The following is an 18,370-nucleotide window of genomic DNA, read 5'->3' as shown; positions in this document are numbered from 1 at the left end:
AAAGAATAATATTAAATATGAAAAATGGAGTCATCTTTTGATGAACTCCTATTTTTGTGTTAAGTATGTAGTTGTTTTCTTGTAAGAATAACGGTAGATTAGCGGATTTTCATCTATGGTACTTATCTCAAAAATGAAGAAGTGATCGCGGTTATCTTTGGACTTCTCCTTATTCAGGACAAAGTAATTCTTGCGAGAAGTCGCCATTGTTTTGAGGATATCATCGGTCAGGAAGGTCAATGGAATATTCATATTGGAGTAGCGGTAGAAGTCACGTTCAAAATCTTGGTAGCTCTCGCTGTAATAGTCCATTTGCAGGTGATTACGCTGAAACTCAAGCTGATTCATAGAGGACCTCCTCTTCAAGTTCAATACTAATTATGTCTTTCAAATTCAAATTGATGTGACCTGTTGTAGTTTTTATCAAAATGAAATCTTTGTTCAGACTTGGTATTGTTCCAGTATAGGAAACTCGCTTGTTTTTTTCAACGACATGAATGCGTGTGTGCAATTGCCCAGTGTACACTTGACTGAGGAGTAATAATTTCTTCTCTAGTGATAAATCAGACATGTACGTTACTTTATTTGCATCGTCATAAAGAGCAGATGTATGTTCAGATAGGAAAAAGCCCATCCATTTTTGCATCTTTGTATCCTGGTACTCTCTTGCTGACTGAAATGGTAAGTATGAACGATCAATCATATCAAATCCTTTCTATGCAGACGCAACGATATTTTTATCAAATTGTATCGTAAAACCTTGAATTCCCCCACCAGTATAATGCTCTTTAAAGCGATTGATTACCTCAGTATAGATCATCATAGATGAGCTTGTTGGCTTAATACTAAATGTAAATTCCAAAGGTAATCGGTTTTCTGATTTAGCATGTACTAGTCGTATCGATATTTCAGTTGTTTTAAGTTTTCTCTGGCGAAGTTTTGAAGATACTGTTTCAACGACTCCGTGTAATATCCTTTCAATCACCTCAATATCATTACATCCTTTACCATGGATTTCTGAAAATTGTACAGTATTTGTTTCTTGTTTCATTTTAATCCCTCCAATCCACCAGCGGAATGACCGCCGATAAGTTTGCTACGTTCAATATTTCTGGAACCTTCGGTTAGGACGGTTCCTTTTTGTATGGCCAAAAAGCCAAACTGTTCTCTGACAACATCAATTGCTGTCTGAAGTCTATTTTCTTTTTCAATTTGTTCTACATCGTCAAATAGTGATAGTAGAGTATAATTTTCATCTACGAAGCCACTATAAGATACACCGATTTGTCTCACTGCACCAGAGTTGTATTTCTTTCGGAATAATTCTAGTACATGACCAACCATTGTTTTTGGAAGATTTGCTGGGTCAATTTTTTTCTGAGCATTTATAGATTTTTTCATCTCAGTCCTAGAATAGCCAATATGAATAGAAACAACAGTAGCTTTCTTGTGTTCTGAACGTAGACGATTAGCAACCTGGTCAGCCATTTCAGCTAATACGATTTCAATTTCTCTTTGGGTTCTGTAATCTCTGGGAAGTACTTGTGAGTTACCCAATCCTCGTGATTTTGGTTTATAAGGTTCATGGACGTTGCTCTCGTCAACTCCATTTGCGTGAAACCAAAGTTGAACACCGACTTTACCGAATTCTTTTTTGAGAATATCAGGATTGAAATTGGCCAATTCCTTGATTGAACGAATACCAAGTTTTTGTAAATGAATCTCGGTTTTACTGCCAATCCCCCAAAAGTCGGTTAAATTCGGAATTGACCATACCTTAGTCTCTACATCTTGGTATGACCAGTTAGCCCTCATTGTAGCTGTTTTCTTAGCTTCATTATCCAGATCTAGTTTCGCTAGAAGAGGGTTGGAATTGCTCATTCCAACAGTTGAAATAATACCTGTTTTACGGTAAATATCTCTCTGAATCATAGCCGAAACATTATCTAACTTATCTTTCCTTGACATTGACTTGTCAGAAATAAAGTAAGAAAGTGAGCTAGTAAGGTCGATAAAACCTTCATCAATTGAATAGGGGAGAATGTCATCTGGAGCAGCATAGTCTTGAAAGATATGTTGAATCTCTAAATTCTTTTCAATATATCTGTCCATGCGAGGAGGAACAATGAGTGTACGCTTTGCCCAGTGTTCGATGAAAGATTTATACTTTGGTGTTACGTCTATCCCCTGTTTCCACGCATTCTGGTAGCTGAATTTACGAGTGTTTATATCAAATGGCAAGTCGTAAGAACGCCCTACGTTTGCTTTTCCGAATACTTTCTTAAACATAGGAGAGGAAGCCAGTATTAATCCTGCTGAGTTATCTGCTCTGCTCATGACACACAATGATGTGTAGAGCGGATGCAAACCTCTATCTACACATTCAACTGAAGCGTAAAAGGACTTCATATCGAGGAAAGCTATGTCACTTTGAGGTTCTATAGTGTAGTCGATATAGCCCATAGGGTTATCTCCTTTTGAGTTTTTCTAGCTCTTCGATAAGTTCACCGATGTAGTCTGTGATGTCGTATTCAAATTTGTCAGGAGTAAAGATAATACGTTCGCCCTTTATGTAAATCATTTCTTTAACGTTCATAGATATTGTCATCCTCCTCGGTCATAGCAATCAAAACAGAATCTTCTATCAAAAAAGCGTAAGGATAAATTTTTGCATCTTCATTTTGAGGAATAAGAATTTCATCGAATCCTTCATTTTCTAGTCGCTCTTCAAAGTTGTCCATATTGAAAATTTCAACTTTACAATCAGGGTTGAAGCCATACGTTCCAAGTTCTAAGATATCTTTTAATTTCATGACTATACTCCCTCGACAGGCATAAAGTGACCTACAACTAGACCAACAATTCTAGGTTCATCCTCGTAAGGGATGAACTTCTCTGGATAGTCCTTATTCAAGGATACCATCCTGAACCCATCTTCTTCACGATAGAGTTTTTTGATATAGACAGAGTCATTCCATGATAATGCATAGACCGCACCATCATAGTCGAAACCGTTGGAGCGGATAAGTGCGACTTCTCCACTCTTATATACAGGCTCCATAGAATCTCCCTCAATCCACGCAGCAATATCGTAGCCGTATTGTTCCTCATTGGAGTAGACTGTTTCAGTTTCATACTCATCAAAGAATCCTTCACCAAGACCTGCGGATAATTGAATATCAGACAGTACTTGGACAGAGAAGAGTGGAGTGACGTTTGAAGTTTTTTGGGAAAGAAGAAGTTCCTCAACATATTCCTCTGCCTTTATTTGATTGTTAGGAGATAACTGAAGATAGTTATTAACGATATTGTACTCAGATTCGAAATAAGTGACTGGGACATCTAGGATTTTTGCTAGAGCAGTGAGGTGTTTTTGATTAGGTACAGTTTTACCACTTTCCCAATGGTTATACGCGACACGACTTATCGCCAACTCTATTGCAATATTGTTTTGAGAAAGACCAAATTCTTCTCTTTTTGCTTTTAAACGAGATTTTGAAAACATAAGTCCACACCTCTTTGTTAATTTATAAATTAACAAAATTATATCAAAAAGTAAGATAATTTCAACTAGAAAGGTAGAAATGATGTTGGATTTATAAAACTTGAAAAAACAATGTTTTTATGATACTATAATTAAACAAAAAATATTAAAGAAGGTGACATTATGCATGGTGGTCCGAGAAAAGGAGCAGGAAGAAAGTCGATTTCTAATAAGAGAAAAGCTTATACTATATATCTAAGCGATGAGGATTCTGAAAGGATTGAGAGTTTACCGTTGCCAAACAGTTCAACTTTTTCTCAAAAATGTAGAGAATTAATTGGTATAGGTATTAAAGAAGTAGAACAAAAGTTTGTCAGAAATAAAGGAGAAGTAACCTTCATTGATTTATTTAGTGGTCTTGGAGGTATCAGAATTGGCTTTGAGCAAGCATTGCAGGAAAATGGATTGATTGGAAAATGTGTGTTTTCTAGTGACATCAAGCCTGCTGCGATAAAGGCATATACTAATAATTTCGGTCATAATCCTGAATGTGATATAACTAAGTTAAATCCATCAAGCTTACCGAATTTTGATTTTCTATTAGCTGGCTTCCCATGTCAAGCATTTTCACAAGCAGGACTAGGTCTAGGTTTTCAAGATACGAGGGGAACATTATTTTTTGACATAGCAAAAATACTATTAGAGAAAAAACCCTTAGGATTTGTTTTGGAAAATGTGGAAGGCTTAGTGAATCACGATAAAGGTAATACTTTTAAAGTTATCACTCGGACTTTGGCAGATTTGGGCTACTCAATAAGTTACAGTGTTTTAAATGGTAAGGACTTTGGTTTAGCTCAATCTAGGAAAAGAATTTACATAATTGGGTTTAAATCTGATACTATTGAATTGTTGGAAGATTTCGAATATTCTCATTCGGTACTGCAGGATGTTATTGACTTCAATACTCCACCAATTGATAGTGAGTTTTCCAAAAAATTATTATCAAAATACGATTTAAAGAGCGTGTATGGTAAAGCGATAAAGGATAAACGAGGTGGGGAAAATAACATACATAGTTGGGATATAGGTCTTAAAGGCGAAATATCTGAGGAACAAGCAGTTTTATTAGACAATTTATTAAAACAAAGGAGAAATAAAAAATGGGCCGAAATAATTGGTATTAAATGGATGGACGGAATGCCACTAACATCGGATATGATTTCCACATTTTTTAAATCACCTAATCTTACAGATATGCTAGATGATCTTGTAGAAAAAGGATATTTAAGTTTTGAACATCCAAAAAAACTTGAAGGTAATAAACGAGTTCCAGACGAAACCTTAGAAAAAGGCTACAATATAGTAACCGGTAAGCTTTCTTTTGAATTTACAAAAATCTTATCGCCCTATGAGACAACGCCAACCTTAGTAGCAACAGATGTTCATAAACTTGCTGTTCCTGTACTTAATGGTATTCGACCTTTAACGGTAAATGAAGGTCTACGATTATTTGGTTTCCCGGATAATTATGACCTCAGTTTCCTAAAAGAAAGTGAAGCATTTGACTTACTAGGTAATACAGTATGTGTTCCAGTAATAAAAGCAGTATCGAATAAATTATTAGAAACCTATAAAAAAAATAGAGTATGACTTGTTAGCATACTCTATTTTCATTTTAGGATACTATAAATAACTCATAACTCTTTCGTACCATTCATCTGGTGTAAATGGTAAATCAGATACATGCTCAAAGTGTCTGTAGGCATCTGCAACAGCTTCAACAAACTCGAAAATATTTTCAAAATGATTGTCTTCATCTCTATAGAAGTTACTAGGTCTCATCGCATATGGATTTCCACGTTTTACCTGAAGTCCAATAGGGTAGTTTCTAGTGTTGTTAGTAATTTCCCAAATGTGTTTGAGGTAAACCCTCTCTAGCGTAAATCCTTGTGTGAAACCATCATTTGCAGGCCTGTAACCTAAAATAAAGTATCGCGCATTTAATTTTCCCGGTTCAGTAAAAGTAGTATCAAGAAAGCTAAAAAAATTTGCTAAATCAAAAGCTGGAGCATTATTTATGTTCCATGCTTTAACTTCTACATCAATTGGATTTCCATTAAAATTTGCTACAAAATCAGGAAACTCTTGTGTATGAGCACCTGGCTGTATATCTACACCAAGGAATGTGAACCAACTAGGAAGCCATTCTTGTAAGCAGTTACCAATAACATCATTTCCAGAATAAATATGCGCTCGATTTGCAAACGTAATTGAAATTGCACCTGCTTGTCCAACAAGTCTTTCTTGGGTCAATTGGAAAAGTTCTTCAATAGTTTCGATATTGTCCATGTTGATTACTCCTAAAAAATTATTCTAGTTTTGCTTTGTTTTAATAAAGTGATCTATACTTGCTTTGATATCTAATAATTCGTCAGTAGATAAAGTTTCCAAATTTTTTAATATTAATTGCAGAGATCTATATTTTTGTGTGAGAAGTAAGGCCTTCCTAAACTCTTCAAGTGAGTTGAAATAAGAGGTAGAATTATCAAAATCCTCCCAATTTTTGGGTCTTAGATTGCCATCCTTTTCACGGTATTTTGTCAATATTTTAGATTTTTCATTTCTTCTTCCTACAAATTTATACAAATAATCAATATAAATATTATCGATAGTAATGATGGAATTATCGTCAATAGAATATTTTACGAATATACAAAAGATATTGTTATTGAATTTATCGATTTTCTTAGTGTAAGAATTAAGAGTCCCTAAATCATTAGCAGGTTCAGTAATAAAAGTACCTGATTTGTTATATAGACCACATTTATACTCTAATGCATACTTATTACCTCTTATAGTTAGAGTAAGATCGGGAAAATAATTTTTATTGGGGGCTCTATAGGATTTGAATTTAATTTTTTTATTTCTAAGATATTCTTCGATAATGTCAGAAATGTGATCCTCAATCATTTTTCCAAAATTTTCGTAACTGTTCAAATCATGCTCGCTTATCTTTTTGGGGATTTCTTTGAGTAGAAATTTTTTTAAATTCTTTAGCATTTATACCTCCCAATGAGTTAATTCCAATTAATTATATCATAGTTTATAAGCGCTTGCAAAATGTGGTATAATTTTCTAGAAAATAATTGTAAGTGTTCTCGGAGGTAACTAGTGTTCGATAAATATATTTTTGATACTTACCAGGATTTAATCATAAAAACTGTTAGAGGTTTCATTTTCAATAATAAGGATAATACTGATTTATCTACATACATGGTACCTGAACCAAATGGATATATTGAGTTTGATGATTTCGAACTTTATAAGATTTACTATGAAGTAGTTGATAATTCTAAACTGAAACTTGAAATTATTGTGATTGCGGATGTTATTGTTCGTCAGTACATCAAAGGGGAAATGGAACTTGATACGAAATCGAAGTACGTTTCAGTCTATGTAGATATGGAGCTTGATTCAGGTATAAAGGTCTTTAATATTTACAACGCAGAGTTTAAATCTGACCAATATAAAAAAAATAGAAATTTGATGCTTAGTAGGGATTGGGTTCCGTACATCCCTAAGAAAGAATTTGATAACATTGCAGAATCATTTCTAAAGAAATATTATCCTGTAGCACTTAGGCAACCAACTCCTATACCAGTTGAGTTAATCGTAGCGGAGATGGGACTTTCAATACATCGAGAGAAGTTAACATTAGACGACTCAGTTTTTGGAAAAATGGTTTTTAAAGATACTAAAGTAGAGGTGATTGAAAATGACCAACCTGTCTCTAAGCCTTTTAACAAAGGAAGTATCTTGGTAGATAAAGATGTTGTCTATAAGAGAAATGTTGGTTCTTTCAATAATACAGTAATTCATGAGTGTGTGCACTGGGAATTACATAAAGTATTTCACGAAGTAAGAATGATACTTGATAACAGACACTCGGTATCTAGTAGTTGGACAGAGGAAAATCAAGCAGATTCTAGCATGTGGTCTCCACTTGATTGGATGGAGTGGCATGCTAATGGGATTGCTCCTCGAATCCTTATGCCAAAAGTTCAAACGAAAATTAAGATTAGAGAGTTATTTCAAACTTTAACCTTAGTGAATCCTGATATCAGTCGCTCTGAACTTGTACGTGAAGTGGTTGATGAACTTGCTGAATTCTTTAATGTATCCAAGCAGGCAGCAAAAATTAGAATGATTGACTTGGGATTCAAAGAAGCAAATGGAGTTTACAATTACTTAGATGATAGGTATATGCACAATTTCGCTTTTGAGCTTGAAGCTTTTGATAATGGAAGTAGCTATACAATCACATCGAATGATTTATGTTTTGAGTATTGTTTCAATGAATCATTCAGAAAAATCATCGATGGAAATAAGTTTCTTTACATTGATAACCATCTTTGTTTAAAAGATAAAAAATATATTTCCATGACAAAAGATGGCCCAGTTATGACTGATTATGCTTATGAACATATGGATGAATGTTGTCTCCTTTTCAAGGTAAAATCTAAGAAATTTACTGCCATCTCTGATGAAGACTATTATGATTATGTATTAAATCGTGGGGTCACAAGAGAGAGCGAAATAAAAGCTGACTTTGTGGAGATTTTACAGAATCCGAGCTTAATGGATCAGTTACCACCTTTAGAAATGGTGAAACTTTCAAAAAATATTTCTGATTTATTAAAGGAATTACCTTTTGAATTTTCAGGGACATTACGAAGACATAGAGAGCGAAAAAAATGCTCTCAACCATTATTGGCTAAAATTGTTGGTATTACGGACAGAACTCTAAGAGATTATGAAACAAAAGAAGATAATCTACCTAGGCTTGAGTTAGCATTGGCATTTTGTTTTGCTTTAAAACTTATGCTACCTATTAGTGAGGATATGCTTGAAAAGGCGGGACATAAATTAACTAAAATTCACCAGCATCAAGTTTATAAAATGTTACTAACGACAAGTTATTACAAACCATTAGCTGAAATTAATACAATATTACAAGCAGCACAAATGAAGACACTATAGACCATCAAATTTATGATGGTCTTATTTTTTTATCAAAAAAGCGGAGATTCAATTTCCGCTTTTTGCTCATTAATTGATTATTTCAAGGCTTTATCTTATTAAAAACATTATAACCAATAGGGTTTAGCTACGGAAGTCTAGACTACCTATTTTTAATAGTTTTAATGTTCTATACTAATACTGTAAAGATTAATCCTACATTCTAATGTCTTCTTAAAGATACTTTGTAACGAGGAATTTTTCCTACGTTATCGGCTTTAACTGTGTCTTTAAGAAATAGCAGTTCAGCTATAAAGCCAGCTGACCATGATTTAGCAAAGGAACTGCTGATGTGGTCAGAAATAAAATTTAATAGTTCTTTTGGCATGTCCAATTCCTTTGTGAACGAAGGAATAGGTGACAAGACATGTCAATTAATGAACAAAATCGAAACTCAAAATACACTCCAGATCGCTATCAAAGTGAAAAGTCTTATAATGGTGTAAAACCTACTGATTCACAAGTACTAGCTCCATTCGTAATTAGAGATAGAGCGATGCTAGTTAACAAGGATGTAAATCGAGATAATCTTAAAACTTTTAACATTTATGGCAAGCGAATTCTTGTTGGATTTGTACCTATTGAACGAGATGAGTTTGCGAATGCCCTTCGTGTCTTTAACATGGATACCAATGAATACTTGAGCCGTCATTCTAAAGGAAAGCATGATGATTTATCTTTAGATGAGATGTTCGATAAAATGGATAATGATGAGAAATTTGGCTACGATCCAACTGGAATCCCTTCTCACGAGGAGAAACTGATGCTTATTGAAACACTAGAAGAATTGATTGATGTTGTATACCAACGTAATGAAAAGTACGGTAAAATCCTAAAGCTAATCTACCAAGATATCACGATTAGTAAACAAGAGATCATTGAAAAACTTGGTCTGAAAAAGACCCAAGGATATGCTGCTATTAAGAAAGCACAAGCAATGGCAAAGGAGGTCTATAATGAACTAAATCAATAATTGGAAATCACCATCTCGACTTGAGGTGGTGATTTTTTGCTAATCTTTCTGATAGAATAAGCATTCGTATCCGTCGGCACGAAGGTTAATATCAGACAACCAGTCTGGCGCATTACCCATCAACGCTGCAATTTCATCAAGTTTTTGTTCCATTGGACATTCGATTATTACTTCATCATGTACATGTCCTACAATCTTGAACTCTTTCAGCAGTTTTAAGGAATAGGCAAGTATGTCACGACTGATAGCTTGGACTATGTTTTCCACAAATTTTGGACCATAACTTTCTAACCTCTCCCAACGTTTGGCAGTTCCAGTTCCTTCGTATGTGACAGACTCTCCACCGAACTGGTTCTCGGTAATTCTTGGCTTGATATAAGATAGTTTACGACCAGAAGGAAGGCTGATGAACAAAATGCCACTTTTAACTTCAAATTGAATGTTATGAACAGATGTTGGAATTAGGTCCTTTACAGCAGTCTTTACGGCATTATCGACATCCCACCAGAAGAGAACGATATTGGGATTTGCCTGACGCCAAGAGTTTACTAGTGGTTGGAGTTCTTTCTCAGTTAGTCCCATATCAAGTGCTCCCATGGCTTTGAGTGCACCGACTGAACCACCATAGCCACAAGCAAGCTCCGCAATTTTTCCCTTTTGCCTTAGATCAGAATTTTGTCCATGCTTCTCAACAGGCACACCAAACATTTGTGAGGCAGACATACAGTAGATGTCTTTCCCTTGTTCAAATACCTTACTACGCCATCTCTCACCAGCTAAGTGGGACAGTACACGAGCTTCGATAGCTGAAAAGTCGCAAACAATGAATTTCTTTCCTTCACTTGGAACGAAAGCAGTACGTATTAGTTGCGATAAGGTATCTTGAGTGTCATAGAGTAGCTCAGTAGCTTCTAAGTCACCAGTTCTAAAAAGTTTTCTAGCTTCCTCTAGGTCAGAAAGGTGGTTCTGAGGTAGATTCTGAAGTTGTACCAAACGGCCAGCCCATCGACCTGTACGGTTAGCTCCGTAAAATTGAAACATTCCTCTTGCTCGACCGTCCTTACAAACACAGTTCATCATCGCTTGGTATTTGGAAACACTTGATTTGGTAGCTTGCTGACGAAGTTTGAGAACTTGAGCAGTTGTTTCATCAACTGTTTTGAGAAGTTCTTTCACAGCTTTTTTGTCTAGAGAATCTGTTGCTACTTCGTGTTCTCGTAACCAGCCAATCATCTGCAGAACAGAGTTGGGATTTTCAAGGCCTGTTAAGGTTTTTAGTTCTTCTTGGATTTTAGCTTTGCTCTCTGAATCAATTTTGATAGCCGACTGAACAAAGTCAATGTCAATACCAATTCCACGGTCATTGATAATCTGATCTTGGTGGTACTCATCCCACATAAAGGCAGGTACTGGGAAGTTTTTTAGCCGTTCCTTGATGGCCAATTCGACCTCAACATCACGTCTGTTGTAATCGATAAAAGTAGACCACTTGTCAGGCGCGTGATGAGGGAGGTTACGTGTCCGTCCACCGTTAATTTTCGTCTGCTTACAAGGTACGCAGAAGTAGCGAATGAGGTCAGTCCCCTCTCTCATCTTTTGGTCTTTGAGTTTGAGAACTGTTCCAACTCCCTCAAGGGAGAGTGGAAGTCCTAAATAGGCTGACCAAATCATGCTACACCTCCATGAAATTGGTGAGAGAAATCCATCTGATAACAATTCGGGATGAAGTTTCTTGAGCCAGTTGGATAGACAAATTCGTTCAAATGAAGCGTTGAAAGCCCATTTGATAACATTATCGTTTACTAAAGCTTCAAGAATATCTTGTGGTAACTTCTCCTTAGTTAAGTCGTAAACAGTCACTGGTCTATTATTGACAGATACAGCAAACAAAAGGATTTCAAAACTGTCATCTTCCGCATAGCGATAGACACCAGATTTTCGTAGGTCAATCTCACAATAGGTTTCGATGTCAATGCTGAGTTCTTTAATTGGCATAGTACGTCCTTTCTGAAAAAGGTGACAGAAGTACTGCCACCTAAAGTTCTATTTATTTTTTCGACTGAGTGGTGTTTGGCTAAGTTTTTCTTTATTTTGCTTCGCCTTTCGTTCCAATTCATTTCGAATATCATCTCTAATAGTCATATACCCGAAGTATAGTCCGATAAGCACCCAAAGTCCCATAATTGTACAAGTTAAAATAGTATACATCATCAATCTAATTCTCCATTTCTAGTTCAAAAAGTCATCATCATCTTCAGTCGCAAAATCATCCTCAGCAAGAGTGCGTCCTCCGAGCGGCTCACCATCACGTAATTTTTGTAAGTTATTCAAACCGCAAGCAATACCTTTGTTGCCATTAGAATTGAAAGCATAGAAGGTAATAGAAGCACGACCGTAGATACCTGAGTACAATTCTGAAGTATCAATGATTTCTTGACGATTGCCATCAACCACACCAGGTTTATGCGGAGAGTTAGCATTTACGAAGTAAGCATTTTTGTATGCTTCATCATCAGGGCGTTCAAGGTCACCGTCACGAAGTGGAGTTTTCAGAGTAGATAATGCAGGTACAGATTTGCCATTGCCTTTGAGTTTTGACTCACCTTCTTTGTAAGCTTGCTCAATGGCTGCTTTAATCTTGTTAATGGTGACAGTATCCTCTTTTGGAATAATGAGTGAGGCACTATACTTGGGAGTGCTACCATTGATAGATTTTGGTTCGTTGGCATTTAAGTAGCTGAAGCGAGTGTTTGGTCCTGTAATTACTTTAGTTGTCATATAGTTATTCCTCTTTAAATTCATTTTTTGCTAGGTTCATCTCTTGACGGCTATCGTCAATTGGAACGAGTGTTGGTTTACCACTTGGTTTTATTACGAGACCACCAAGTAGGTCGTTAAAAGTTTTCTTGCCAAGTAACTTTGTCATGGCAGTGATAGTGAGCAGCTTCTTCTCATAAGGATCATAGCCTGCTTCAATCACAGCTTGGCTAACGGCTGACTCATCTGAGAATTTACGAACTGAGCGACCTTCAACCAGTTTGTATCCTGGGATAGGATATCCATCTGTGGCTTGATTTAATGCATAAGCTTTGATGTCGTTTGCCCATGAAATCAACAAGTCTAGTTTAGGCAAAATCTCTGCAATGTCCTCGTTATCAAGAGTAGCTGGATTTGCAAACTCCATCTTGGCAAGAGCCAAATTATCCTCCGAACGTTTGCGACAGATATTCTTTAGTTTACAGAATTGGCAGTGTTTACCAGACTGCATATCTCCCTCACCTTTGAATGCAAGTTCAGCTTTTGGAGCGAGTACATTTTCAGCCCATTTAAGCAACTCAGTCTTTTCTATCTCAAAGGTAGATATGTTATGTTTTCGTGGTTGAAAGATAGTCATGGTAACTTTATCAAAATCATAAAGACCGTCAAACATCTCAAGAGCACCAAGTGCATAACACATCATTTGCGGGTTATAGTCTGCATCAACTAGAACACCAAGTCCGTGCTTATAATCAATAACCTGAAGAAGTCCGTCTGCCACAATAAGGCAATCTCCAGTTCCAAATCCTTCAGGTACCCACTTAGAAAAGTCCAGTCGTTGTTCGACAAGAACTGTAGGGTCACGTGAGTAGCCTCTGGCTTTCTCAATTTGTTCCACGACATAATTGCAGTATTCTTCTGCGCAATCCTGCATTTCATGATTGTAAAATGCTAAATCCTCAGTTGGATCACGCGCATTCCTACCTAAAGCTTTCTCGACTAGATAAGCACATAACTCGTGAGCATCCGTACCTTCAAGGGCAAACTCAGAGTTTACATCTGGCATATCTTCAGTTAACCGAACGGAAGGTGGGCAGTTCAACCAACGATGTGATGCAGAAGCAGATAGAATGGCGTGGTTAGTCATTACCAATCCCTCCAGCTTCTTCAAGGACTGTCGCAAAGTATTTAGGGTCAAGAGCTGATAGAGAAGAAGCACCGTAAGCATTTAGAAGAGCACGAACCTCATTCTTAAAGCCATCTTTTGCCTTTATAGCAAGGACTGCACGGACATCCTCCAGTTGAATTTCCCTTTTTGATTCAGATTTTGGTGATATTGGTTCAGGAACTGTTTCATTATCATTAGATAGGAGTTTTTTGAACTCATCCACCAAGCGAAGGTAGTACTTTGCGGTTTCTTCCATATCATGAATTAGTCTATTCAGTTCTTTCATTTTGCTCATTGTTTTCTTCCTCCTTTATCTTACGAGCGAGTTGCTTTGAGATGACGCTGATGGCAGTTAGAGTATCGACCAGTTCATCATTGTGATTCACAGTTATTTCTTTAGTCATTTTGTGACCTCCTATCTTATTAGGTAGAGATGTGAACAGTAATTCCGGTTTTTATTAAAAATTTTTTTGAATCGATGTTTTTCATCTCTTACACCTATATAGGTAATACTGGGTTGAAATTTTCCGCTTTTTTATAAAAATTTTTTTAATTTGTTATGCAATAAAATAATCTTCCTCTAGCTATATAAAGGAAGATTATTTTTTTTGAAAAAATTTTTATTAAGAGGCGGAAAAATGAGTCGTAGTTCTACCTATTAAGGTAGGAGGGAAAATCTCCCCATATCATTAATTACATTTGGAGGGCGCATAATGCAATTTACCTTATCTCATTCTGGACAGACTGGGGTTCAGACAACCACGGTCTATCCCAATCAAGTAACCATTATTGATGAAATATCATTACAAACTGTTGTGCAATTTGACCATGTGGCAGGGATATTCTTAAACAATGCACGCTCAAATGCCAATTTTATCAAGTCGGACGTTTTGGTCATGGATATTGATAATGACCATTCTGAAAATCCAGATGAATGGATGACAGTTGAGCGATTAAAAGAAATCTTTGCGGATTGCAACTTTGCCTTGGTAACTAGTCGAAGTCATATGCAGGTAAAGGCAGGAAAAGTTCCAAGACCTAAATTTCATATCTACTTCCAAATCAACGAGGTGGCAGATAAGGATATCTATGTGGCCATGAAGGAAGAACTTTGTAATCAGTACAAGTTCTTTGATGATAATGCCAAAGATGCGGCACGTTTCTTCTTTGGAAATCCACAAGCAGAAGTTGTTTGGCATGATTCATGGCTAACTATTGATGAAGATTTGTTTCAAGCTGTTTCTATTGATGACGAGGAAGATTTTGATGCAGAATTCTATACTCCACCAAGTGGTCCAATCCAGCAAGGGAGTCGTAATTCAACAATGTCGGTTTTTGCGGCTAAGATTCTCAAACGTTTAGGCGTGACCCAAGAAGCAAGAGATGGCTTTGATGAGCAGGCACAGAAATGTGTACCGCCACTTGATAAAGCAGAGTTGGATACCATCTGGGGAAGTGCAATCCGATTCTACAACAGAACTATTAAAACCTCGCAAGGTTATGTGGCTCCAGATGCTTTCAATAGAGAAACATTAAAACCGGATGATTACTCGGATGTTGGGGAAGCGGGAGTTCTTGCTAGAGAGTATGCCAAGAAGTTAGCTTACACCAATGCAACGGACTATCTTTACTATGATGGAACTCACTGGCGTGAGAATAAGCAGTTGGCATTAGGTGCAGTTGTACACTTTACCGATGAACAACTTGCTGAAGCGAATGTACTCTTGGAATCTGCAGAGAAGCAACTTCAGTCTTCAGGTATTGAGGAATTGACCATTAAGGCAGGAGGAAAGCGTCTAGAAAATGCAGTTGAAACTCCACTCCAATTAAAATATTTAAAAGCCTATCTTGCAGCCAAAGAGTTTCATAAATTTGTTATGAAACATCGTGACTATAAGAATTTGATGGCTGTCTATAATACAGCAAAACCAATGCTTTCAGTAGAATTGTCAGAATTAGATAGTGATGACTTATTACTCAATACCCCAGAGGCTACCTATGATTTACGAAAAGGAATAAATGGGTCACAAGAACATAATCCTGAAGACTATATAACTAAAATAACCGCAATCTCTCCTAGTGATCAGGGACTGGGATTATGGCAGGAAACATTGGCTACCTTTTTCTGTAATGACCAAGAATTAATTGATTATGTTCAAGAAATAATTGGTATGGCTGCTATTGGAAAGGTCTACCAAGAACACATGATTATCGCATACGGTGGTGGAGCAAATGGCAAGTCTACTTTTTGGAATACCATCGCTCGTGTGCTAGGGAGCTATTCAGGAAAACTATCTGCGGATGCTTTAACCATGTCAAACAAGCGTAACGTGAGTCCTGAGCTTGCTGAGCTAAAAGGGAAACGACTGGTCATTGCTTCTGAGATGGCAGAAGGCATGAGACTCAATACAGCTGTTGTTAAGCAGATTACTTCAACTGATGAAATCCAAGCTGAGAAAAAGTACAAGGATCCTTTTCACTTCGTGCCGTCACACACGCTAGTTCTTTACACTAACCATCTGCCTAAAGTAGGAGCGAACGATGATGGAACGTGGCGACGTTTGGTTGTTATTCCTTTTAATGCTAAAATCACTGGCCGCTCTGACATCAAAAACTTTGCGGACCATTTGTATGACAATGCGGCACCAGCAATTTTATCGTGGATTATTGAAGGAGCGGAAAAAGCCATCAAAGCAAATTTTAAAACATCAGTTCCAAAAGCAGTAATAAACTCTGTCAAATCTTACCGTGAAGCTAATGACTGGTTGGGGCATTTCATCAATGAAAGTTGTGTCGTGGGAGAAACATTAAGTGAGAAATCAGGAGAACTGTACAGTAAGTATCGTGCATATTGCCTTCAAAATTTGGAATACACACGAAGTACAACTGATTTCTATGCTGCACTTAATCAAGCTGGTTACGAACGAAAACGAACTAATAAAGGGAATTTTATTATGGGGTTATCATTAAAAGCTGATGACGATGATTTTCTAAACTAATGACTTACACAAGCGAGACTGTGTTACCACTAGATTTTAATTCAAGTATTTTTGGAGTGTAAGTCGTTGAAGTATTCAGTGAAAAATAATTTGTGAAGTATGGTCAAAAAGTTTATGAATTAAGTTCCACGACTTCCATTTCTTTGTTTAGTGTAAGTCAGTGATGGTCTTTTCTAAAACTATCTCTATAGGAAATTTAACTAAGAAAAAGTATATAAGGAAAGTTTAGGAAATGACCTCATTAGACCTCCACCATTTAAATCTGATGAGAGGACAAGTATGAGAGAAAAAATGATTGAACAAAAGTTAGTAAGCGAGGTTAAAAAGCGTGGTGGAGTCTGTCCTAAATGGTTATCACCATCTTTTTCAGGTGTACCTGATCGCTTGGTATTTTTACCAAATGGGAAGTTTGGTTTGGTGGAAGTAAAAGCACCTAATCAACATCCTAGATCTTTGCAGGTGTCACGGCATAAGCTATTTGAACTTTTAGGATTTCGTGTCTATGTTTTAGATAATAAGAAAGATATTGAGGGGATATTGGATGAAATTGAAACTGCATGACTATCAAGAAGTCACCAAAGACTTCATCATAAAAACTCCTTATGCAGCAGTCATTTTAGACATGGGGATGGGAAAAACAGCTACAACCTTATCAGCTATTAATGAACTGATGTTTGATCGCTATGAAATTCATAAAGTACTTGTGATTGCTCCACTTAGGGTCGCAAATACAGTATGGAGTGACGAAATAGAGCAGTGGAAAGAACTGTCTCATTTGAGATATTCAAAAATTGTAGGTAGTCCTAAACAACGACAAGCAGCACTCCATAAAGATGCGGATATCTATATCATAAATCGTGAAAACATCCCTTGGTTAGTTGAACAGTGTCATCCGCATTTCAAGTGGGATATGATTGTCATTGATGAATTAAGTTCATTCAAATCATGGCAATCAAAACGTTTTAAAGCTTTTATGGCCATGCGCCCTTACATGAAACGAGTGGTAGGTTTAACAGGAACACCAAGTTCTAATGGATTGATGGATCTATTTGCGGAGTTCAAAGTCATTGATGGCGGTGTCCGTTTGGGACGTTTTATCGGAGAATACCGAAGTCGTTATTTTAGAGAGGGACGTAGAAATGGAAATGTGGTTTATGAATATATTCCAATGGACTATGCAGAGTGTCAAATCTTTGACAAGATTGATGATATCACAATTTCTATGAAAGCAATGGATTATCTACAAATGCCAACATTAATCTCAACGAAAAAATCAGTCCATCTTACAAAAGGAGAAGTAAAGAGGTATAAGGACTTTAAAAAGCAATCAGTTCTTACTGATTCTGACGAAATTGAAGTAACAGCAGCAAATGCTGCTAGTTTATCCAATAAACTGGTTCAAATGGCAAATGGTGCAGTTTATTCTGATGATCATAAAATTATCAAGTTACATGATCAAAAACTAGATGCACTTGAAGATATTATTGAAGCAGCAAATGGAGAACCTGTGTTGGTTGCTTATTGGTTCAAACATGATTTACTACGTATTCAAGAACGTTTTAATAAACTTAGGATTCAAAGCACAGTACTAAAAAGTGAAGCTGATATTCATGAATGGAATAAAGGAAACATCACTGTTGGTTTGCTACACCCAGCTAGTGCAGGACATGGTCTAAATTTACAAAAGGGAGGTCATCACTTAGTGTGGTTTGGGTTAACTTGGTCTCTTGAACTTTACCAACAAACCAATGCTAGACTTTGGCGTCAAGGGCAACAATCAAACACAGTCATTATTCAGCATATTGTAACGGAAGGTACAATTGATGATGATATTCTAAAAGCTTTAACTGCTAAGGATGCACAACAATCACGTTTGATTGAAGCAGTAAAAGCACAAGTAGGAGGTTGAT

At 36.5% G+C, this 18,370-nt stretch carries 21 protein-coding genes; 6 read left to right on the top strand and 15 right to left on the bottom strand.

The window, feature by feature from the left end:
• Nucleotides 1–48: 48 nt before the first annotated feature.
• From ACORHT_RS05620 to ACORHT_RS05590, 7 genes are read right to left on the bottom strand one after another with little or no spacing between them, the layout of a single operon-like run.
• Nucleotides 49–348 carry a DUF5960 family protein gene (locus ACORHT_RS05620; protein ID WP_125840185.1) on the bottom strand — a complete coding sequence of 100 codons (300 nt, stop codon included), beginning with the start codon at nucleotides 346–348 and terminating at the stop codon, nucleotides 49–51.
• A complete protein-coding gene (locus ACORHT_RS05615) occupies nucleotides 335–703 on the bottom strand; it encodes a hypothetical protein (RefSeq protein WP_125840184.1) in 369 nt (122 codons plus the stop codon). Before ACORHT_RS05615 ends, ACORHT_RS05620 begins: the two co-directional genes overlap by 14 nt.
• Nucleotides 704–715: 12 nt before the next feature.
• Nucleotides 716–1,051 (bottom strand): DinB/UmuC family translesion DNA polymerase, encoded by a 336-nt coding sequence (locus ACORHT_RS05610; protein ID WP_125840183.1) that lies wholly within the window; start codon nucleotides 1,049–1,051, stop codon nucleotides 716–718.
• Nucleotides 1,048–2,463, bottom strand: a complete 1,416-nt coding sequence (locus ACORHT_RS05605; RefSeq protein WP_125840182.1) for a Y-family DNA polymerase — start codon at nucleotides 2,461–2,463, stop codon at nucleotides 1,048–1,050. Before ACORHT_RS05605 ends, ACORHT_RS05610 begins: the two co-directional genes overlap by 4 nt.
• Before the next feature lie 4 nt (nucleotides 2,464–2,467).
• Nucleotides 2,468–2,596 carry a hypothetical protein gene (locus tag ACORHT_RS05600; RefSeq protein ID WP_260467748.1) on the bottom strand — a complete coding sequence of 43 codons (129 nt, stop codon included), beginning with the start codon at nucleotides 2,594–2,596 and terminating at the stop codon, nucleotides 2,468–2,470.
• Nucleotides 2,586–2,813: a hypothetical protein gene (locus tag ACORHT_RS05595; RefSeq protein WP_434349664.1), complete on the bottom strand. Its 228-nt coding sequence runs from the start codon at nucleotides 2,811–2,813 to the stop codon at nucleotides 2,586–2,588. Before ACORHT_RS05595 ends, ACORHT_RS05600 begins: the two co-directional genes overlap by 11 nt.
• Before the next feature lie 2 nt (nucleotides 2,814–2,815).
• Nucleotides 2,816–3,505: a LexA family transcriptional regulator gene (locus ACORHT_RS05590; RefSeq protein WP_434349663.1), complete on the bottom strand. Its 690-nt coding sequence runs from the start codon at nucleotides 3,503–3,505 to the stop codon at nucleotides 2,816–2,818.
• A gap of 162 nt (nucleotides 3,506–3,667) precedes the next feature.
• Between ACORHT_RS05590 and dcm the strand changes: the two genes are divergently transcribed.
• Entirely contained in the window at nucleotides 3,668–5,134 is a 1,467-nt protein-coding gene (dcm, locus tag ACORHT_RS05585; protein ID WP_079394695.1) for a DNA (cytosine-5-)-methyltransferase, read from the top strand.
• Nucleotides 5,135–5,167: 33 nt separating this feature from the next.
• Here dcm and ACORHT_RS05580 read toward each other — a convergent pair whose 3' ends face one another.
• Nucleotides 5,168–5,833, bottom strand: coding sequence for an NgoBV family restriction endonuclease (locus ACORHT_RS05580; protein ID WP_434349662.1), 666 nt, complete (start codon nucleotides 5,831–5,833; stop codon nucleotides 5,168–5,170).
• A gap of 24 nt (nucleotides 5,834–5,857) precedes the next feature.
• Nucleotides 5,858–6,544, bottom strand: a complete 687-nt coding sequence (locus ACORHT_RS05575) for a hypothetical protein (RefSeq protein WP_139658612.1) — start codon at nucleotides 6,542–6,544, stop codon at nucleotides 5,858–5,860.
• Between the two features lie 111 nt (nucleotides 6,545–6,655).
• Here ACORHT_RS05575 and ACORHT_RS05570 point away from each other — a divergent pair, with 111 nt between their 5' ends.
• Nucleotides 6,656–8,524 carry an XRE family transcriptional regulator gene (locus ACORHT_RS05570; RefSeq protein ID WP_434349661.1) on the top strand — a complete coding sequence of 623 codons (1,869 nt, stop codon included), beginning with the start codon at nucleotides 6,656–6,658 and terminating at the stop codon, nucleotides 8,522–8,524.
• Between the two features lie 202 nt (nucleotides 8,525–8,726).
• Here ACORHT_RS05570 and ACORHT_RS05565 read toward each other — a convergent pair whose 3' ends face one another.
• The gene (locus tag ACORHT_RS05565; RefSeq protein ID WP_156672168.1) at nucleotides 8,727–8,891 is read right to left on the bottom strand and encodes a hypothetical protein; all 165 of its coding nucleotides are present in this window, start codon (nucleotides 8,889–8,891) and stop codon (nucleotides 8,727–8,729) included.
• Nucleotides 8,892–8,930: 39 nt separating this feature from the next.
• Here ACORHT_RS05565 and ACORHT_RS05560 point away from each other — a divergent pair, with 39 nt between their 5' ends.
• Nucleotides 8,931–9,536, top strand: a complete 606-nt coding sequence (locus ACORHT_RS05560) for a hypothetical protein (RefSeq protein ID WP_125841163.1) — start codon at nucleotides 8,931–8,933, stop codon at nucleotides 9,534–9,536.
• A 39-nt stretch (nucleotides 9,537–9,575) separates the two neighbouring features.
• Here the strand turns inward: ACORHT_RS05560 and ACORHT_RS05555 are convergent, their stop codons facing one another.
• The 5 genes from ACORHT_RS05555 to ACORHT_RS05535 all read right to left on the bottom strand — a co-directional run bounded on the left by ACORHT_RS05555 (nucleotide 9,576) and on the right by ACORHT_RS05535 (nucleotide 13,865).
• Nucleotides 9,576–11,531 carry a DNA polymerase gene (locus ACORHT_RS05555; RefSeq protein WP_125841164.1) on the bottom strand — a complete coding sequence of 652 codons (1,956 nt, stop codon included), beginning with the start codon at nucleotides 11,529–11,531 and terminating at the stop codon, nucleotides 9,576–9,578.
• A 234-nt stretch (nucleotides 11,532–11,765) separates the two neighbouring features.
• A complete protein-coding gene (locus ACORHT_RS05550) occupies nucleotides 11,766–12,314 on the bottom strand; it encodes a DUF2815 family protein (RefSeq protein ID WP_434349660.1) in 549 nt (182 codons plus the stop codon).
• Nucleotides 12,315–12,318: 4 nt separating this feature from the next.
• Nucleotides 12,319–13,440, bottom strand: coding sequence for a DUF2800 domain-containing protein (locus tag ACORHT_RS05545; protein ID WP_434349659.1), 1,122 nt, complete (start codon nucleotides 13,438–13,440; stop codon nucleotides 12,319–12,321).
• Nucleotides 13,433–13,756 (bottom strand): hypothetical protein, encoded by a 324-nt coding sequence (locus tag ACORHT_RS05540; protein WP_125841166.1) that lies wholly within the window; start codon nucleotides 13,754–13,756, stop codon nucleotides 13,433–13,435. Before ACORHT_RS05540 ends, ACORHT_RS05545 begins: the two co-directional genes overlap by 8 nt.
• Nucleotides 13,731–13,865, bottom strand: a complete 135-nt coding sequence (locus tag ACORHT_RS05535) for a hypothetical protein (RefSeq protein ID WP_255296299.1) — start codon at nucleotides 13,863–13,865, stop codon at nucleotides 13,731–13,733. Before ACORHT_RS05535 ends, ACORHT_RS05540 begins: the two co-directional genes overlap by 26 nt.
• 309 nt (nucleotides 13,866–14,174) lie before the next feature.
• On the opposite strand from ACORHT_RS05535, the gene ACORHT_RS05530 reads away from it, so the two are divergent.
• From ACORHT_RS05530 to ACORHT_RS05520, 3 genes are all read left to right on the top strand, one after another.
• The gene (locus ACORHT_RS05530; RefSeq protein ID WP_414261782.1) at nucleotides 14,175–16,460 is read left to right on the top strand and encodes a phage/plasmid primase, P4 family; all 2,286 of its coding nucleotides are present in this window, start codon (nucleotides 14,175–14,177) and stop codon (nucleotides 16,458–16,460) included.
• Between the two features lie 279 nt (nucleotides 16,461–16,739).
• Entirely contained in the window at nucleotides 16,740–17,021 is a 282-nt protein-coding gene (locus ACORHT_RS05525) for a VRR-NUC domain-containing protein (RefSeq protein ID WP_434349658.1), read from the top strand.
• Nucleotides 17,002–18,369 carry an SNF2-related protein gene (locus tag ACORHT_RS05520; RefSeq protein ID WP_434349657.1) on the top strand — a complete coding sequence of 456 codons (1,368 nt, stop codon included), beginning with the start codon at nucleotides 17,002–17,004 and terminating at the stop codon, nucleotides 18,367–18,369. Before ACORHT_RS05525 ends, ACORHT_RS05520 begins: the two co-directional genes overlap by 20 nt.
• Nucleotide 18,370 lies beyond the last annotated feature (1 nt).

The sequence above is a fragment of the Streptococcus sp. KHUD_014 genome (assembly GCF_051106275.1).
Classification (GTDB): domain Bacteria; phylum Bacillota; class Bacilli; order Lactobacillales; family Streptococcaceae; genus Streptococcus.
Note: the sequence above shows the minus strand (reverse complement) of the source record. Positions and strands in the feature narration are given on the sequence as shown.

Bases quoted from the DNA above. Each gene is read 5' to 3' on its own strand.
- ACORHT_RS05620 (WP_125840185.1), bottom strand. From the start codon at position 348: ATGAATCAGCTTGAGTTTCAGCGTAATCACCTGCAAATGGACTATTAC.
- ACORHT_RS05615 (WP_125840184.1), bottom strand. From the start codon at position 703: ATGATTGATCGTTCATACTTACCATTTCAGTCAGCAAGAGAGTACCAG.
- ACORHT_RS05610 (WP_125840183.1), bottom strand. From the start codon at position 1,051: ATGAAACAAGAAACAAATACTGTACAATTTTCAGAAATCCATGGTAAA.
- ACORHT_RS05605 (WP_125840182.1), bottom strand. From the start codon at position 2,463: ATGGGCTATATCGACTACACTATAGAACCTCAAAGTGACATAGCTTTC.
- ACORHT_RS05600 (WP_260467748.1), bottom strand. From the start codon at position 2,596: ATGAACGTTAAAGAAATGATTTACATAAAGGGCGAACGTATTATCTTT.
- ACORHT_RS05595 (WP_434349664.1), bottom strand. From the start codon at position 2,813: ATGAAATTAAAAGATATCTTAGAACTTGGAACGTATGGCTTCAACCCT.
- ACORHT_RS05590 (WP_434349663.1), bottom strand. From the start codon at position 3,505: ATGTTTTCAAAATCTCGTTTAAAAGCAAAAAGAGAAGAATTTGGTCTT.
- dcm (WP_079394695.1), top strand. From the start codon at position 3,668: ATGCATGGTGGTCCGAGAAAAGGAGCAGGAAGAAAGTCGATTTCTAAT.
- ACORHT_RS05580 (WP_434349662.1), bottom strand. From the start codon at position 5,833: ATGGACAATATCGAAACTATTGAAGAACTTTTCCAATTGACCCAAGAA.
- ACORHT_RS05575 (WP_139658612.1), bottom strand. From the start codon at position 6,544: ATGCTAAAGAATTTAAAAAAATTTCTACTCAAAGAAATCCCCAAAAAG.
- ACORHT_RS05565 (WP_156672168.1), bottom strand. From the start codon at position 8,891: ATGCCAAAAGAACTATTAAATTTTATTTCTGACCACATCAGCAGTTCC.
- ACORHT_RS05560 (WP_125841163.1), top strand. From the start codon at position 8,931: ATGTCAATTAATGAACAAAATCGAAACTCAAAATACACTCCAGATCGC.
- ACORHT_RS05555 (WP_125841164.1), bottom strand. From the start codon at position 11,531: ATGCCAATTAAAGAACTCAGCATTGACATCGAAACCTATTGTGAGATT.
- ACORHT_RS05550 (WP_434349660.1), bottom strand. From the start codon at position 12,314: ATGACAACTAAAGTAATTACAGGACCAAACACTCGCTTCAGCTACTTA.
- ACORHT_RS05545 (WP_434349659.1), bottom strand. From the start codon at position 13,440: ATGACTAACCACGCCATTCTATCTGCTTCTGCATCACATCGTTGGTTG.
- ACORHT_RS05540 (WP_125841166.1), bottom strand. From the start codon at position 13,756: ATGAGCAAAATGAAAGAACTGAATAGACTAATTCATGATATGGAAGAA.
- ACORHT_RS05535 (WP_255296299.1), bottom strand. From the start codon at position 13,865: ATGACTAAAGAAATAACTGTGAATCACAATGATGAACTGGTCGATACT.
- ACORHT_RS05530 (WP_414261782.1), top strand. From the start codon at position 14,175: ATGCAATTTACCTTATCTCATTCTGGACAGACTGGGGTTCAGACAACC.
- ACORHT_RS05525 (WP_434349658.1), top strand. From the start codon at position 16,740: ATGAGAGAAAAAATGATTGAACAAAAGTTAGTAAGCGAGGTTAAAAAG.
- ACORHT_RS05520 (WP_434349657.1), top strand. From the start codon at position 17,002: ATGAAATTGAAACTGCATGACTATCAAGAAGTCACCAAAGACTTCATC.